The 15,708-nt window shown below is 39.2% G+C and carries 18 protein-coding genes; all 18 read right to left on the reverse strand.

Annotation, left to right across the window (positions count from 1 at the left end):
- Positions 1–16 precede the first annotated feature (16 nt).
- Positions 17–943 carry an FHA domain-containing protein gene (locus ACR0QE_RS07310; protein WP_432627711.1) on the reverse strand — a complete coding sequence of 309 codons (927 nt, stop codon included), beginning with the start codon at positions 941–943 and terminating at the stop codon, positions 17–19.
- A 28-nt stretch (positions 944–971) separates the two neighbouring features.
- Positions 972–2,297, reverse strand: coding sequence for an Mbeg1-like protein (locus tag ACR0QE_RS07315; protein ID WP_432627712.1), 1,326 nt, complete (start codon positions 2,295–2,297; stop codon positions 972–974).
- An 8-nt stretch (positions 2,298–2,305) separates the two neighbouring features.
- Complete coding sequence (locus tag ACR0QE_RS07320; RefSeq protein ID WP_432627713.1) at positions 2,306–2,959, reverse strand: hypothetical protein; 654 nt, start codon at positions 2,957–2,959, stop codon at positions 2,306–2,308.
- 4 nt (positions 2,960–2,963) lie between these two features.
- Entirely contained in the window at positions 2,964–3,260 is a 297-nt protein-coding gene (locus ACR0QE_RS07325; protein ID WP_432627714.1) for a hypothetical protein, read from the reverse strand.
- 24 nt (positions 3,261–3,284) lie between these two features.
- A complete protein-coding gene (locus ACR0QE_RS07330) occupies positions 3,285–3,581 on the reverse strand; it encodes a WXG100 family type VII secretion target (protein ID WP_432627715.1) in 297 nt (98 codons plus the stop codon).
- 9 nt (positions 3,582–3,590) lie between these two features.
- The gene (locus ACR0QE_RS07335; protein ID WP_432627716.1) at positions 3,591–3,896 is read right to left on the reverse strand and encodes a WXG100 family type VII secretion target; all 306 of its coding nucleotides are present in this window, start codon (positions 3,894–3,896) and stop codon (positions 3,591–3,593) included.
- 94 nt (positions 3,897–3,990) lie between these two features.
- A complete protein-coding gene (locus ACR0QE_RS07340; protein WP_432627717.1) occupies positions 3,991–4,308 on the reverse strand; it encodes a WXG100 family type VII secretion target in 318 nt (105 codons plus the stop codon).
- A 27-nt stretch (positions 4,309–4,335) separates the two neighbouring features.
- A complete protein-coding gene (locus ACR0QE_RS07345; protein WP_432627718.1) occupies positions 4,336–4,635 on the reverse strand; it encodes a WXG100 family type VII secretion target in 300 nt (99 codons plus the stop codon).
- A gap of 58 nt (positions 4,636–4,693) precedes the next feature.
- Positions 4,694–5,005, reverse strand: coding sequence for a WXG100 family type VII secretion target (locus ACR0QE_RS07350; RefSeq protein ID WP_432627719.1), 312 nt, complete (start codon positions 5,003–5,005; stop codon positions 4,694–4,696).
- A 25-nt stretch (positions 5,006–5,030) separates the two neighbouring features.
- Positions 5,031–5,357 (reverse strand): WXG100 family type VII secretion target, encoded by a 327-nt coding sequence (locus ACR0QE_RS07355; RefSeq protein ID WP_432627720.1) that lies wholly within the window; start codon positions 5,355–5,357, stop codon positions 5,031–5,033.
- Between the two features lie 14 nt (positions 5,358–5,371).
- Positions 5,372–5,668: a WXG100 family type VII secretion target gene (locus ACR0QE_RS07360; RefSeq protein WP_432627721.1), complete on the reverse strand. Its 297-nt coding sequence runs from the start codon at positions 5,666–5,668 to the stop codon at positions 5,372–5,374.
- Positions 5,649–5,984 carry a hypothetical protein gene (locus ACR0QE_RS07365; protein WP_432627722.1) on the reverse strand — a complete coding sequence of 112 codons (336 nt, stop codon included), beginning with the start codon at positions 5,982–5,984 and terminating at the stop codon, positions 5,649–5,651. Before ACR0QE_RS07365 ends, ACR0QE_RS07360 begins: the two co-directional genes overlap by 20 nt.
- A 43-nt stretch (positions 5,985–6,027) precedes the next feature.
- Positions 6,028–6,276: an EsaB/YukD family protein gene (locus ACR0QE_RS07370; RefSeq protein ID WP_432627723.1), complete on the reverse strand. Its 249-nt coding sequence runs from the start codon at positions 6,274–6,276 to the stop codon at positions 6,028–6,030.
- A 5-nt stretch (positions 6,277–6,281) separates the two neighbouring features.
- Positions 6,282–11,264, reverse strand: coding sequence for a type VII secretion protein EssC (essC, locus tag ACR0QE_RS07375; protein ID WP_432627724.1), 4,983 nt, complete (start codon positions 11,262–11,264; stop codon positions 6,282–6,284).
- 10 nt (positions 11,265–11,274) lie between these two features.
- Positions 11,275–11,853, reverse strand: coding sequence for an FHA domain-containing protein (locus ACR0QE_RS07380; RefSeq protein ID WP_432627725.1), 579 nt, complete (start codon positions 11,851–11,853; stop codon positions 11,275–11,277).
- A gap of 32 nt (positions 11,854–11,885) precedes the next feature.
- A complete protein-coding gene (locus tag ACR0QE_RS07385) occupies positions 11,886–12,479 on the reverse strand; it encodes an FHA domain-containing protein (protein WP_432627726.1) in 594 nt (197 codons plus the stop codon).
- The gene (locus tag ACR0QE_RS07390; RefSeq protein ID WP_432627727.1) at positions 12,457–13,335 is read right to left on the reverse strand and encodes a hypothetical protein; all 879 of its coding nucleotides are present in this window, start codon (positions 13,333–13,335) and stop codon (positions 12,457–12,459) included. Before ACR0QE_RS07390 ends, ACR0QE_RS07385 begins: the two co-directional genes overlap by 23 nt.
- A 129-nt stretch (positions 13,336–13,464) precedes the next feature.
- Complete coding sequence (locus tag ACR0QE_RS07395) at positions 13,465–15,654, reverse strand: PASTA domain-containing protein (RefSeq protein WP_432627728.1); 2,190 nt, start codon at positions 15,652–15,654, stop codon at positions 13,465–13,467.
- Positions 15,655–15,708 lie beyond the last annotated feature (54 nt).

A 15,708-nucleotide genomic window follows, 5' to 3' on the forward strand; every position in this document is an offset into this window, starting at 1 on the left:
TTCTCATCTGCCCATTCTAAAACTGTGCATCCATCTTACATTCTTCTACAACAAGTTTTGTATTTCCAATTTTCAAGGTATCTCCCTTTTTGAGTACAACTGCCTTTGTTATCATCACTCCGTTCACATAGGTGTGATTGTAAGAGTTCAGATCCTCCACATAACAGGTAGTTGCCGACCGGAAAATCTTACAGTGCTGTCTTGATACTGTCGTATCGCCTTTTATTACAATTTCACAGCCTGCCTCTCGTCCCACAATCACCGGCTTTCCCAGTTCTCCGCCATAGAGCTGATCCGGATGATTCAGATCATGAAGCACGATAATCCCCGGAAATTTGCCTAGGGTTTGTTTTTTTACAGACTCCTGTCTTTCCTTGTTATCAATCTGGTCTTTCGTAAACTTCTGCAAAGTTGTATGATTTTGCGCCAGAACCACTGCCACGATCCCCAGGATTCCAAAAATCAGCATCAGCCACGGCCAGATTGGAACTTTGATCAGCCCTCCGCCGATTGCGATTCCAATTTCTTCCCGCATGGTCTCATTGATCTTATTCTTTACCCAATATACCATAATCAGATAAGAGAATCCGGAAATCATCATACAACCAGAAGAAATTATCGCAAAAACAGAAACCTTTTTTGCAAAATTCTTTCCTGCGTCAATGATTGCGCCCACAACTGCTGACAGAACTCCACACGCCCAGAAAACCAGTGGAATCGATACAATGATACTGATGATCTTTAAATCCTCATCATCGATATAACCATCCACTTCTTTCAGAAGTTTTAACAACTGCCAGATGTGATAAGAACCATTAAAATCGGTCACAAACGGAATCTCAATCCGAATCCATTTCATAATTCCCACAATTCCGGCTAATCCACAGAAAAGATAGGGAAGCTGTCTTAAGATTCGTTTGTTTTCGTATCTATAATAATCCATCTATTCTCCTTTCTAAGCCAACTTCTTTTTACATCTCAAATAATCCTGAAATCCTTCTCTCTGTTGTCTCATAATTTGATTTTACTCGTAGCAACGCTTTTATTATACATTCACAACATTTTGCTTCTTCCTGAATCGATAAAGCTTGTATATCCATAGATCTGCGAATAGATCCATATGTAATTCCTTTTAATCCTCGTTTAGTCTCTAACAATTGTTCATTTATATCTTCTAATCGTGTTTTATAGTTTTTTATATGTTCCACACACACATCTAACGAATCAATATCAACGCTAAATCTAGTCATATCAAACCATGATGACGGTGTTACCAGTATCGTCATCCCCTTAATAAATTTACTAAGGCATTCTTGTGCATCCCGAAACCATTCTTTTTTTTCTAACATCCAAACTCCCCAATAACCAGCCGCTGTCAATCCAGCAATAATCCTATTGTTCAAACTTACATTATCACTTTCACTATAACTTATAGCTATCATCCATCCCGTAAGACCGTCAATTACATATGACCGCTGTGGCTCTGGCACCTCATCAATCATATACTGAATATATTCTTGTAAATCTTGAATAAATTCTGTCTGTTCTCCTCTATCATTAAATCCCCCATCTTCATTCAGTAAAATATTTGGTTTATGATAATGCCACGGTTTTTCTTGAATATCTGTTTTTATAAAAATTGTTTCCCCTGCAATGTTCTTCCCCAATATATTAACAAAATCACTCTCTGCACAATAATTTTTAATTCGGTTTTTCTTTTCTTCAATTTGTTTTGCATATTTTTCGCAAAATTCACTTGAAAATCCCTGACCATCTTCAGATACACATCGCCCTACTCGATCCGTCGCAATTGTAACATATTGCGCTTTATTTCCTCCTTTTGAATGTCCAGATACTGTTATATTATTTCCATATTTTGAAGGTAATCCATTAACATATTTCGCTACTGCCATCTGACTATCAGATTCTATCAGATAGATTCCTTCACCATTATCTTTCCATTCATATGCATTTTGACTGCCTTTAAAAATAACATTTACATCTGATGGATTTTCTATATCATCAACAAAACAAGCCGCGGTTCCTGTCGCTATATCGTCACTTGGTGTCACTATATTTGTGACTTTATAAGTTTTTAATTTTTCATTTTCCTGAACCGCTGATATAATATCCATCCATTCACTTCCTGACATAGATGCATACTCTGCTTCCGGATCACTTTGAATGCGCTCAGCTATTTTTTCAATAATCTGTTCTACGGAATCTCCCTCTGTATAGGTGCCATCAAAATAAATTAGATTATCCAATAATATCAATTCATTATCTGTAAGTGCCATTCTCCCTCCTAGTTATACTTTCTAATATCATAATCCGAATCAATGGAATATCTAAATTCTGATCTTCCTGAACAAAAAATCACGGTACAACGAAACTTTTCATTTGAAAACCGTTCCATCACATCTAAACGTTCTTTTTCTTCCAGCTCTTTCCTCGATGTAATGGTTATATAGAAAAATAAAGAACCTCCCATTGCAACATAATCATTAAAGTTTGATTTTGCATCTAACTTTTTCGGACGATCATACTCAGTAAATTTTGTGGAAATTTGTACATCTGAAAGCACCTGATTTACAATTTCTTGCACATATAAATCTGCATCCTTTTTCATGTATAACGTAAAATAATTATCGGAAAAAGAAACGTTCCCATTTTTACAAGATCTTTTTACTAAAAAAATCTGATCTGAATACTTTTTTGATTTCACCATAATTCGCGCAAATGATTCTACTATACTAGGAGCTGTTGCAGAAACCACCGTAAATTCATCTTCATATAAACTATTCAAATACTTCAAAGTTTGATTTTTTATATCATCTGGACTCTTCGCAACTTCATATACTAATTGTTCTTCCATAACTTCCTTTCTTTGACTGCATATAAACCAACTTATCGCAATACCAAATGCAACTATAATACAAATTGCCTTTACATACTTCATTAATTTACCTTTTTCTTAAAAAAGTCTGAATCCTTAACTCAGCATCGTACATCCATTTAGCAATTCTATTAATACTTTCTGCTGATCTTTCCATCTTTTTAACTTCTTTTTCCAATTTTGTATCTAATTTATCTAATTTTCGACAAAAAATCGAAGCATTATCACCCTTCCAAGCACTTGAAATCATAGTAATGTCATCCTTTAACTCTACATTAGAAATTTTTTTCAGCTGACTGGCAATCTCGTTTAATTCCCTCGATTTACTTTTTGCATTTTGAAAATCCAACTCAATATTTCCCATTATCGTTTATCCTATTATCATAGTTTATATATTCAATATAGCATCATTTATTGATGTTTCATTCTGTTGGTAATATCGAACAGCAAGTTCTATATTATTACAATATTTTTCCATGAATTCACAATACTCTGAAAGGGCCTCACACTCTTGACCTATTCCATTCAAAAATACCATACTGGCAACTCCATCCCAATCAGCATCCAACTCTAACATGGAATCTCCTATTTCTTTTATAATCTCCTTTATTTTTGTAACTTGACTCATTATCTCATTTGCTACTTTACTCATTCGGCCTGTATCTGCTTCTATATATTCTCCCATACATTTCCCCTATAAAATATCTCCTTGAAGGACTTCTATAATCTTCTCCGATTCTTTCTCAGCTTTTGTATATGTTCCTGACATCTGTCTTAATTTTATCTCGCTGTTTTTTAACTCCTGCAAAATTTCAATCACATTCTGTCGTTTTTTATTATAACAACTAATGAATTTTTCATTTGCATTACCCTTCCAAAAGCTCGAAGTACAATGTATATTATCTTCTATAATTTCAATTGAATGATTAATATTGTTTACAAAAGATTCAAGTTCTTCTGCTTTTCTAAGTAATTCTTCTGGTGTAACTGTAATTTCCATTATTTTTCTTCTCTCTTTAACACAACTATAATGTTAATATCTAAATCCTTTTACCCAGACAGGCAAAATTCCACCTGCCCGGGCATAATCTCCTTTATAATACCGATCCTGAAAGTGACGCACTGATCTGCTGGCTCTTATTCTCAGCATCCTGATATACCCTTGCCATATCCATCAGATCGTCTACATGTTCCTGAATCATCTTGTGAATCTTCTCAATATCATCCTGTAACTGGTGAAACTTATTGCGATATGCATCAGCAGCATCACCCTTCCAATAACTAGCAGTTCCATTTACAAGTTCCATCATGTTTCCCGTTAAAGTCTGCACCTGATTCATACAATTCTGAAACTCTCCAGAAGTTGTAATCAATGCACTCGGAGTTACCAATAACGTACCTTCCATAGCCATATTCATGCCCTCCATCTATAAAAATTTTTAATATTTTCTCACTTTCGCTGTCTCAACATTCTGGCTCTCTGCCTTATCATATTCGGTTGCAATCTGTTCAAGTGCCTCACAAAACTGATTGATTAAATTATAAAATCCATCCATATACGACTTATCACTGCTAAATGCTGAATGAAACTGCTCGTTCGCCTGACCTTCCCACATAGTATTCAGCTTCTGTTCTGACTCGTCAAGGCGCGTCACCTGTGACTTAAAACTCTGATTGTAACTTTGAAGCGTTTCCTTCGTTTTTCTTATCTGTGACGATGTTACGCTAATTAATGCCATAATAAGCCCCTCCTAAAATATTTTTTTACAAGTTATCTGTTGTACTTCCTATGAGATCTCAATCACGGTCATGCGCAATTTCCCAAGCTCTCATTTCCGCATCATAAACAGCTTTTGCAATTTCTTGAATCGAATTTGACACTTGAGAAATCTCACTCGCAGTTTCTCGCATATGTTCTCGAATAACTCTTCCTTTTTTCACATACCTATCAGAATTTTCACCTTTCCAATTCTGAGAAACATGATCCAGGGTTTCATTAAGGTTTCTGTCTAACAAGATTTTCAAGCGCTTTGCAAGCGCGTCCAAATCTTTTGCCTGCTGATTCGCTTTTCGGAAATCCATACGAATCACACTTAAACTGCGCGCCATCTTTTCACCTCCCCTCTTGTGTTTCTTATAATAAATCTCCAGGAAGTTCCTGAACGATAACCTGCTGTATGTTTTTTTCTGTTGTCAAATACGTCTGTGCAATCGCATTCAAATCTCTGGGATGCTCGTCCCATCTGCGTAACATATCGCTGATATTCTGTTGCTGTTCACTGTAATTTTTTCGATGCTGATCTCCAGCCTCACCCACCCAGTAGCTTTTACTTCTGTCAACCAGAGTTTTCATTCTATCGAAACAATTCTTCATATCAATAACTTTCTTTTGCACTTCATCCGCTTTTTGAACTAATAGTTCAGGCATTACTAATAATTCTACGCTTCCTGCTATTGCCATAGATTCTTACCCTCTTATTTAATTGATTCAATTTCCTGAGACACCAGATCTTCACAATGTCTGTACTGATCTCTCGCATTTTCCATATATTCAATCAAACTTTTTATCATCTTACACATTTCATTCATAGACTGATAATCTGATTCAAATGTCTGGTTAAATGCCTCATTTGCCGGGCCATTCCACATGGTATTCAATTCTTTTATTGAATCATAGGTTAATCCTATATGAGAACGTAACAACTGCAATTCAGTCTGCATTTGACCGATATCTCTACCCAGAGCCTCTAAATTAATTCCTATTATGTCCATCCGAATTTCCCTTGCTGTTATTAGATACACTCATTTTCATAATTTCATCTTTATATTGCAGAATCCGTCTCTCACACAGCTGATAAAGTTGACAACTCTTTTCTAAGCCAATTTTCATTTTTCTAAGTGCACACTCCTCTTCCTCAAGTCTTCTCAAAACTCTCTGCAATGTGCAAATCACCTCTTCAAACTCCGATATCTGGCGGATTTCAGATATGGTTTTCTCTAAGCACTGTCTCTGAATGTCTTCTTTTTTTGTCAACTGTTCAAGATTTTGTATTGCTTGTTCAATCTCCCGTATTTCTATTGAAAACATACTTTTTTCCTCTGCTCAAACATGAGATCATAAGATCATTTTTTCACACAATCATTAACTGTTCTCCCTGTGAAATTCCATATTGGCTGAGAGTCATCTGTGGATTTAAAATTTTCTTCTGTGTTTTACTGAGTAACAGCAATTCTTTTGAACTACCAAGAATCTCACATTGCTCTTTCTGGCAAATCATTCCACTAATCTCTTCCAGCAAAAGTGCAATTTCTGCATTTTCATTCAGGCTAAAATCATATGTCCGATTCATGCTTGGAACATAAATATCCACTAAAATCATTCTTTTTACCCTTTCACCAACGGTACCAGAATCTTTCTTGTACTCTCCTCATTCGCTAACGGCAACATGGCAATTCCCGGTTTTTCTGTTCGAGACTGTTCCGTATAATTCAAGTAACTAAAATCCATATATCGCAGATTTGCGACATTTCCTCCAAAATGGACTCCTGTATGATAGCCAGTTACATTTTCATAGGTTCTAAGACCCATTACCGATGAAGCGCTATCCTGATTCAACGATACAAAGAAATAGATTCCCAACTGTTTTCCCTTCTCCGTAAGATTCTCCAGGAAAGGTCTAATATTCAGGACTCCATCTTCCGGACTATGCATCTTTTCTACAAAATCTGTCAGATCGGAAATAAAAATGAAACTTGGCTTTAATTCCTGCATCTTAGAAAAGATTTCTTCCTCTTTTCCATTTGCAATTAAATCTTTCTTTATCTGATTTCTCTCCTGAACCAGTGGAATCAGATTTTTAAAGAATTCTCCCTGATCCTTCTGCGTTGTGATATAATTCGCTCCTGTGTTCTGAGCAGTGGTCTGAAGATCATCCCCGGACAGTTCCAAAACGGTGACATCTCCGCCAAACTTCACAGCAGAAGAAATCAACGCTTTCATCGCATTTGTTTTTCCTGTACGCGCTTTTCCGGAGACTACATAACAATAAATCTTGGAAAGATCAATTCCATACACATCTGCACTTTCCATATCATATCCAAACGGCAAGTACTGACGCGTCTCGATCAGCTCCTGTACCTCCGGATTTGCTACGAATTCTGACCATACCGGTTTTTCTGGAAGAACAGGGATGAGTCGTGCACACTTTCCATTCCAATTCTCCCGCATTTTCTTGCAATCATTATCAATCGCTTCAATTCTCTTATAATCGTCCTCTGCCTTGATAGAAAGAGCAGACTGGAATTCCAGAATCCGATCGCCAACTTTTGCAATTCCTCTTCCCTTGATATTCGTTTCAGGAAGAACCTCTACCCGCGGTACACGCATCGCATCCGCGTACTGGAATCTGTCATTCATCTGAAGACAGATAACGGTCTTCATGTTATCTCCTATTCTCGTCTGGATCTCATTTGTTCCAAATCCACCGGCTGTCAGAATCAGATAAATTCCATAACCAACTCCATCATGTGCAATATGCATCAAAACTTCTTCATATTTGTTATCCGTCTTTTCTTTAAAGCTCGTATAATTGTCAATCGCAACAACAACAGCTGGAACTTTGATTCCATTTGAATGCACATACTGGCTGTAATTTCCTCCACGAAACAGCTTCTTTCTGGCTTCCAGCATTTCCTGCATCATATGGAAAAATTTTTCTATTTTTTCCTGTTCATCTTCGTAAACAATTCCACCAACATGCGGTGCATGTTCAAACGCAGACAGCATATGACTGCTGAAATCAATTCCATACACGTTTATGTATTCCGGCGAATAAGTCTGAATCAGTGCATAAATAATTGTTTGCATGAGTGTGCTCTTTCCACTTACAATCATTCCACATAATGCATGATGTCCTCCTTCTGATAAATTCAAAAGCAGTGGCATCTGTGCCTGACTCACCGGATCATCACAAAGACCGATCGGAACTTCCAATTTCCACTCTCCACTATGTGTCGGCCAATTCTTGCCATCAAACGTATTCTTTGAATATCCATCCAACTCTTCCAGCGAAATGGATGTGGAGAGAAGTGGCATCCAAAGTTGAAACTTATGATTATATCCAGCTTCTTTCGCTGTTTTAGCTAGGTATTCAACCATTGCTTCCAACTGTGTCGGAACCTTCTGCTCTGGAAGTTTGATATGATTTTCATCTGCACACTTAATAACTTCTTCTACTTCCTCTTTCAGTTCTCTTTGTTGCTCTTCTCCTGCTATCTTAGAGATCGCAACATATGTCTGCATCAGCTCTTCTAAGCGCTTGGCATTATACTCATTCTCCGGATAATCCACCTCAAAAAATGCCAGTTTCTTATAAACTGCACTTACCGCATCTTCACTCTCCGCAAGCTCTTGCATGCTTTGATTGCGATCAACTGCTGTCTGTTGCATAATCTGAATCAGATTTCCAATCCAAGTAGCTCGCATTTGATCTTGCTGACGACGTTTCAAACGATTTCCAATCAATGCCATCTTTCCCGTCAGTGAAATCATCGATGCAATTCCCGACTGATACATTTCTGCATTCGCATTATACGGTGCACCACTATATCCGGACTGGAATAACTCATAAAGCTCATCATTACCGACCTGAAGATAGCAACGTCCGGCCTGTGTAATATAAGCAGCATCCGGTTTGTGAAGCATATCATTACTGTCCTGTCTGTCCTGAACTCTCAGACAAAGACGAAACTTCGAGTTACTCCAAATGTTATCATCTACGGTTCCACTTGGTTTTTGTGTTGCAAGAATCAAATGCACACCCAAACTTCTTCCGACCTGTGCCACACTGATGAGTTCTTTCATGAAATCCGCTTCTTCTCTTTTAAGCTCTGCAAACTCATCAATAATGATAAACAAGTGAGGAACGGGTATCGATGCCTCTCCACTCTTATATAATTTTGTGTAAAGATTAATATTGTTTACATTGTGCTCATTAAAAATTCTCTGTCTTCGTTTATTTTCACTTTTTATGGAGATCATGGCTCGATTAACCTGATTTCCGGACAAATTGGAAATCTGTCCAATCATGTGAGGCAAACCATTGAATAAATTCGCCATTCCTCCACCCTTATAATCGATGATGAAAAAGTTTACATCATCGGGACTGAAATTTAAGGCAAGCGAAAGCATATATGTCTGAAGCGTCTCCGATTTTCCAGAACCTGTTGTTCCCGCTACAAGGCCATGAGGGCCATGATATTTTTCATGTACATCCAAATAGCAGAGTTCTCCACCTGCTTTCACACCTACTTCCGCTCTCATGTTCTCATAATTTCGATTTTTTCTCCAACGCTCCTGCGCATTCAGTTCTTCCGGACGCTGTACATGGAACATTTCAAAAAATGACAAGGAATTTGGAATATCGCCTCCCTTTTCTGCTTCATTAATCTCAATGCCAGAAATTCTTCTTGCCATCTGCTCCAGTTCTTCTGCGGATACATGATCAAACTTTATCTCCTGCTGACCTGCTGTTTTCAAATCATAAATGCCCTGAAAACTGCTATCATTTTGAATTGCATAATCGCACTGATTTGGTAGCTGTTCATAAGATTCCGCCATAAAGAATGACGTAAGCCCCAAATTCGGCAAATCGTTCAAAATATATTTTGTTATCAATTCGCCTTCCAGAACGGATGCATCCTCTATGAACATTATATAGTATGGTTTCGGAATCTCCTCTTTTCTGTTTTCACTTTCCTCTGAGCGAACCCGAAACGTTTTTACCAATTCATAAAATACATCACTTGCTTCTGCACGATCAGATGCAACATAACGAATCTTCCTATCTTCTGACCATACATGCGGGAGCCATTTTGCAAAACTCCAATCCTGCGCATGTTTCTTTTTGTCATAAATATAAACGAGCTTTACATCCGTGTATGCATTATTTGCCGCTATCTGTGCAGAAAGAACATGCATCAATTCCACAGCGCCTTTCTTTTCTAAGCCACCAATTAATCCGATTACAGAATGCTTCTTTAACTCAATTAATATCGGAACATCATACAGCGTCTGATATTCTTTTTGAATCATGCTCGGTTTCTGCATCAATTTATCTTCTGCCATACTAAATTTTTCTTTTGACACTTCAATTGGAACTTGAAACGGCAAATTTCCAAGTCCTAAACGATGACTCAAAAAATCCTCATGTCCACGATTTCGACTCCATAAGGCTGGATTCGTCTCATTATAGGAAAGGCATGCAGATCCATCCGGATATTGCTCTAGTAAGGCTTTTCTACTTTGTTCATATACTTTTTTAATTCGCTCAACCTGTTGAAGCAAATATTCACTATAACCCTGAAATCTTTTTTCTTCCTCTTCTACGGTAGTTTTCTTTTCGTACTGAATGTTTACCAAAGCCCAGAACACGCCCAGAATTGCAGATCCTACTGCCATAATAATTCCGGTATACATAAACGCTCCCATGTTAGCGCCTGATGCCCGAGAACTATACATTGCAAGCAAACTTCCCAGAAGCATTGGAATCATCATTGTAAATGACGGACCAATTGTCAAAAACAATGGTTTTTTACTGATCACTTTCTGCATAGGCGGGTTTTCAATACAAATCGGTTCTGTTTCCAATACTGCCATGCTTCGAGGTGACCGATGAAAATATTTATGTTTTTCTGAATCTTCTCGAAAATTTATACTCGCCCTTTTCTTACCATCTTCAATAAAATGTAATGGCAATAATCCATTGCTGACCGTCACCTGATGATTTACTGCACAAATCGCAATGCGTCCATTCAAATAGATGATTTTTAATCCATAAATACTGATGCAGTCTCCGACTTCCAGATGATAAGAATGGTCTATTCGAGTTTCATTGACAAATATGCCATTCAAGCTCAAATCTTCCACGAGCCATCCATTAGTTTCTTTTTTTAACACGGCATGTTTTCTGGATACAAGCTCCTGAAAATTGTAGCAAATATCATTTTCACCCGCCGAACCGATACTGACCTGATTTAATTTTGAAATATCATACTTTTTCATGACAAAAAATGTATCATCCCTCGCCATCACAACAATCGAGAGTTGTTCCTCTTGATAAGTCGTCATCTGTAATACATCGTTTGCCGAAAAATATTCATATGGATTCCCATTTTCTTTTGTCAGTATATACCGTTTTCCTGATTTCGGTTTCCAGCGTCCATTGATTGCCTCTAAACGCAATTCTATATCTTCCTGAAGAGAAAATATTTTTCCGGATATAATCAGATCATAGTCTTCATTTTTTACGGCAGGAAGCTGATATTCTTTATACGCATTCTTTGTATAAATTGATAATACAGTACTCATAATCCCTCCTCTAACCAGATATTACATTCCCCATATAATCCATAAGCACAATCAAAATTTGATAGTTATTCATATACAGCTTATCCCCTGTCATTAATTTTATTGCAGACTCTTCTAGTTCTTTATAATGCTCCTTCCGCTGTATCCAAACTCCAAATCTCTGATCTATCTTTTTTACATAAACTTCCCGATTATGCAAAAAAATCTCACACTGCTTTTTTGCGATTTTCTCATCTTGCAGAACAAGGTCATTCCTCCCTTTTTCAGAACCAATATGAATCGTTTTCTCAGGATTCAAAATATAATTCTGCTCTCCTGCTTTGCTGTGTACCGTCAATTCTACAATGACGCATTCCTGATCCTTGCTTTTTTTATTGTCGTTTTGTATCTGCTCCTCCAAGGAAAGAATGCTTTCTTTTTCTAATTGTTTCAAGGCAAGTGTGTTATTTTTTATCGCTTCATCTAAAACCTTATCTTTTATTTTTTCCTGATAGCTTACTCTTTCTTCCTTCTGTTCTTTCCATCGCTTCCACAGAAGAAATCCTCCCAGTACTAATGCTATACACACAATTCCTAAAAGATATTTCATTTTCTTTCCCCATATAAAACCGTCTTCACTTTTTATAATCGAAGTACTGCTATTTCCATTTGTAGCTTTACAGCCCCCATTTTAATGATACTACCCGTTCCCAAAACAGTTTCCTTTCCATGATTTGGAACCCCATTTACACTTGTACCATTCAAAGACTTCAAATCTTTGAGATAAAGTTTTCCATCCTTTAAAAGAATCTCACAATGTTCTCCAGAAATCGTGCCATTAGGGATGCATATGGTACAAGATTTCTTTCTTCCCAATACAATTCTGTCAGCAATATTTACTCGACAAACCTGTTCTGGATTATTTAGATCACGAAAAGTAAGCTGATACGTTTTTAGTTCCATATCTGAACCCCCAAAAACATATCTTGTTTTATGTTTTTCATTCGGATCTGATGAGGGTTGTATGGTCTTTGTGTTTTCCGCCTTCTCTTTATCCTTTTCTTCTCCCCGTTGATCCTCCAATTTTTGAAAAGTTGGAGGATCTTCTTTTTTCTTTTTATTGAGCATCAGGATAATCACACTCGCTATAACTGCCCCTAAAAGAACCAATCCAATGGCTATGATAAGACTCCAGTAATGTCCCTTCAGCCAATCAGTCATCGTAGTAAGAGTCATACTCATCTTCCTCATAATCGCGTTCCTTGCCGTTGTAAGATCCGGATTCTACGTCATAAATGTAATCCTGGATCTCTTCGTCTGAAACCTTCATCTCCTGAAGATTTCGCTTCACCTTGTCCTCCCATTTTGCTCTGCGCGTTGCCCGCTTCTTTGATTTCGTCACGGATCTGACCTTCTTTAAATACTCCTGATACAGATCCTCCTTTTTCTCCGTTACACTCTCGCGAAGAGTCTGCTTTGTGTCATCAATGATCTGTGTATTCTGGCTTCCTTCCATCCAGTACACATAGACATCCGATCCCGCTGCCGCATTCGTGGTGATTGTCGTGGCGTTACGGTATTTCATTTTACCGTTATCCTCGTAAATCATCGTGACACCGTCGCCTTTCTCCTCACTCATATTTCTCTTTATTTCCCCATTTTCCTTCGTCTCATACCCGAAACCGTCCGCAAAGAACGTGGTGTTTCCCGGTTGCATATGTCCATCTGGATGGAAATAATAAAGACTGTTTCCAAGTTTCAGCCAGGAAGTCTGCATCGCATTGGATAAGTTCGGGTTCAGATAATACCAGTTGCCATCAACCTGCTTCCACCCGGTCTGCTGAACTCCGCTCTCCGGATCAAAGTAATAATACTTGGAATCTTTCTGATTCCAGCCTTTGATCATGTATGCATTTGCATCAAATCCATAAGTTGCACCATCGATCACCATATACTGATCTCGCGCATAGCTTCCACTGTCGTTCTTGTACTGGAAATTGTCTCCCTCCATAATCCACTCTCCTGCATATGCAGAAAATGTCATCGTCATTGCCATTGCAACTGTCAACAATCCTGTTATTCTCTTTCTCATTTTTCTCTCTCCTAACGTATCTTTTCCATTTTTGTAATACTGTAATGCTTTTCCGACTCAGATCTGTTTGCCCGTTTTCCTGTTTTTTTCTGTCTGCTTGCTCACACCATTTATGTTATCCGCCAGTTTCTACCAGTTCCACGGATTCGACTTCTGCTCCTGCGTTGCCGGAGGTGCTGTCTCCTGAACCGGTGCGCTTGTCGGTGCCTGTGTCGGCTGTGCAGTCTGTTGTGTCGGCGCACTCACATTGTTATTAGAATTTCCATTATTTGTATTTCTGTTATTTTGCGTGTTGGTATTTGTTCGATTAATGTTTCGATTGCTCTGGGTCGTCTCCGCCGGTTTTGCTCCCTGACTGACAGTAATTGTAATTCCCATTCCCTCATCAACCGTTCCCGGCTCTATGCTCTGTGAAATCACAACGCCTCTCTCAACGCTGTCACTGTACTCATAAGCAACATTGACTACAAGTCCAAGAGCTTCCAGCTCTGTGCGCGCATTCGCCTCTGCCTGACCTACCACGCTTGTCAGCTGTATCTTTCTCGGTCCACTGCTGACGACAATGCGAACGGTATCGCCCTTGCTCTGTACGCTTCCAGCTTCCGGTTCCTGTCGAATTACAGTTCCTGCCGGCACGGTTACACTGTTTTCCAGTCCCTCTTTCTGTACAAACAGCCCTTCCGTCTTTAAAGTATCATAGGCGGTTGTCTGATCCATTCCCGATAAATCCGGTACAGAGACTTCTCCACTTTCCGCAATGCTGTTTCCCGCTGAGATTTTCAGCGTAATCACATCCTCCAGTTTCACCTCTGTTCCCTGTTCCGGTTCTACCGCTGTGACAACGCCTGCCGGTGCCCAGCTCTCTACATCCGTTTCCGTGTTGATCGCAATCAGTTCACTCTCATTTAACATCTGCTCTGCGCTTTCCTGATTCATCCACAGAATATCCGGAATCACTGCCATTCCATTACCAGAACTGATCGTCACATAGATCGTCTGTCCCTGTTTTACTTCATCACCCGGGGCAATTTTATTTCCATTCTCATCGGTCTGACCAAGCACATAGCCCTTCAAAATCGTATCGGATGCCTCCGTCGCACCTACCGCAAATTTCAGTCCACTCTCCTCAAGTCGCTGTTTTGCCATATCCTGAGACAAATTGACGAGACTCGGCATCCAGACACTTCCCTCACTCTGAGAGAATCCCGGAAGCGTCGGGAGCGGGGTGTCAATGACTCCTGTCGCAATCAGAACACCTGCACCGATGACAAGCGCTGTCGCAACTCCACACCCTGCCTTCATCCACAGTGGCCACTTTCCCATATCTGCCTTCTCAACAGTTGGCGTCGTTCTCTTTACATCAGAAGATCGAAGTGCCTCCTCAAATTCCTCCGCCGACTTTATGCGGTCTTCCATCCTCACATGAAGCGCATTCATCAATGCATTTTCAATATTTTTGTCGATGGTGACTCCCATCTTGGATGGTTCTTTTAAGGTATCTTTCAATCTCCGATCAGGAGCTTCCGGAGGTCGAACTCCTGTGATCATCTTGTAAAACGTTGCCGCCAATGCATAGATATCGGTCCACGGTCCCTGATTTCCATTGCTCTGATACTGTTCCACCGGCGCATATCCAACTTTCAGAATGACGGTCAACGACTTGCTGTGCGTTCCCGTCGCCTGACGCGATGCGCCAAAGTCCATGAGTTTTACGCCTCCGTCTTTCAACAGAAAGATATTATCCGGCGCAATATCTCTGTGAATGATCTTCTTCGCATGAACTTCTTTCAAAGCGCCAAGCACTTTAAGGACAATCGGCAGTGCCTCTTCCACAGGAATTTTGCCATCTCGTTTCAGCTTTTCTTTGAGCGTTTCTCCTTCCAGAAGCTCCATCACAATGTAAGCTGTGTTGTTCTCCTCAAAGAAATCAAAGATCTGCGTAATCCCGGCTGTCTGCTGAAACTCGGCAAGTCGTCTCGCCTCATCCAGCGATTTCTTCATTCCTGCAAGAAACTGTTCCTGTTTTTCCCCGGTGTATACCGTCAATTTTGTCTGATTCAGGGTTCTGGTCGCAAATTCTACCGGAAAATATTCCTTGATCGCAACTTTTTTCTCCAATACAAGATCATATCCCTTGTATGTGATTCCAAAACCACCAGCTCCCAGCGCTGTTCCCACCTTGTAGCGCTTTCGCAGAACGCTTCCCGGTGTGATATGAAAAAGCTCTTTTGCCGGACTACTCTGGACATATCCACAGTATGGACAGACATCAAAATCTCCTTCATAGGTTTCCATACAACCCAAACAAAGCGTCTTCATTCTTACTGCTCCCCAGTCCTTTTTCTACTTCTTATCCATTCCTGTTACTCATTC

The organism is Brotaphodocola sp. (assembly GCF_050873065.1).
Classification (GTDB): Bacteria; Bacillota; Clostridia; order Lachnospirales; family Lachnospiraceae; genus Brotaphodocola.

Coding starts and splice junctions, on each gene's coding strand:
- ACR0QE_RS07310 (WP_432627711.1), bottom strand. CDS start 943: ATGGATTATTATAGATACGAAAACAAACGAATCTTAAGACAGCTTCCC.
- ACR0QE_RS07315 (WP_432627712.1), bottom strand. CDS start 2,297: ATGGCACTTACAGATAATGAATTGATATTATTGGATAATCTAATTTAT.
- ACR0QE_RS07320 (WP_432627713.1), bottom strand. CDS start 2,959: ATGAAGTATGTAAAGGCAATTTGTATTATAGTTGCATTTGGTATTGCG.
- ACR0QE_RS07325 (WP_432627714.1), bottom strand. CDS start 3,260: ATGGGAAATATTGAGTTGGATTTTCAAAATGCAAAAAGTAAATCGAGG.
- ACR0QE_RS07330 (WP_432627715.1), bottom strand. CDS start 3,581: ATGGGAGAATATATAGAAGCAGATACAGGCCGAATGAGTAAAGTAGCA.
- ACR0QE_RS07335 (WP_432627716.1), bottom strand. CDS start 3,896: ATGGAAATTACAGTTACACCAGAAGAATTACTTAGAAAAGCAGAAGAA.
- ACR0QE_RS07340 (WP_432627717.1), bottom strand. CDS start 4,308: ATGGCTATGGAAGGTACGTTATTGGTAACTCCGAGTGCATTGATTACA.
- ACR0QE_RS07345 (WP_432627718.1), bottom strand. CDS start 4,635: ATGGCATTAATTAGCGTAACATCGTCACAGATAAGAAAAACGAAGGAA.
- ACR0QE_RS07350 (WP_432627719.1), bottom strand. CDS start 5,005: ATGGCGCGCAGTTTAAGTGTGATTCGTATGGATTTCCGAAAAGCGAAT.
- ACR0QE_RS07355 (WP_432627720.1), bottom strand. CDS start 5,357: ATGGCAATAGCAGGAAGCGTAGAATTATTAGTAATGCCTGAACTATTA.
- ACR0QE_RS07360 (WP_432627721.1), bottom strand. CDS start 5,668: ATGGACATAATAGGAATTAATTTAGAGGCTCTGGGTAGAGATATCGGT.
- ACR0QE_RS07365 (WP_432627722.1), bottom strand. CDS start 5,984: ATGTTTTCAATAGAAATACGGGAGATTGAACAAGCAATACAAAATCTT.
- ACR0QE_RS07370 (WP_432627723.1), bottom strand. CDS start 6,276: ATGATTTTAGTGGATATTTATGTTCCAAGCATGAATCGGACATATGAT.
- essC (WP_432627724.1), bottom strand. CDS start 11,264: ATGAGTACTGTATTATCAATTTATACAAAGAATGCGTATAAAGAATAT.
- ACR0QE_RS07380 (WP_432627725.1), bottom strand. CDS start 11,853: ATGAAATATCTTTTAGGAATTGTGTGTATAGCATTAGTACTGGGAGGA.
- ACR0QE_RS07385 (WP_432627726.1), bottom strand. CDS start 12,479: ATGACTCTTACTACGATGACTGATTGGCTGAAGGGACATTACTGGAGT.
- ACR0QE_RS07390 (WP_432627727.1), bottom strand. CDS start 13,335: ATGAGAAAGAGAATAACAGGATTGTTGACAGTTGCAATGGCAATGACG.
- ACR0QE_RS07395 (WP_432627728.1), bottom strand. CDS start 15,654: ATGAAGACGCTTTGTTTGGGTTGTATGGAAACCTATGAAGGAGATTTT.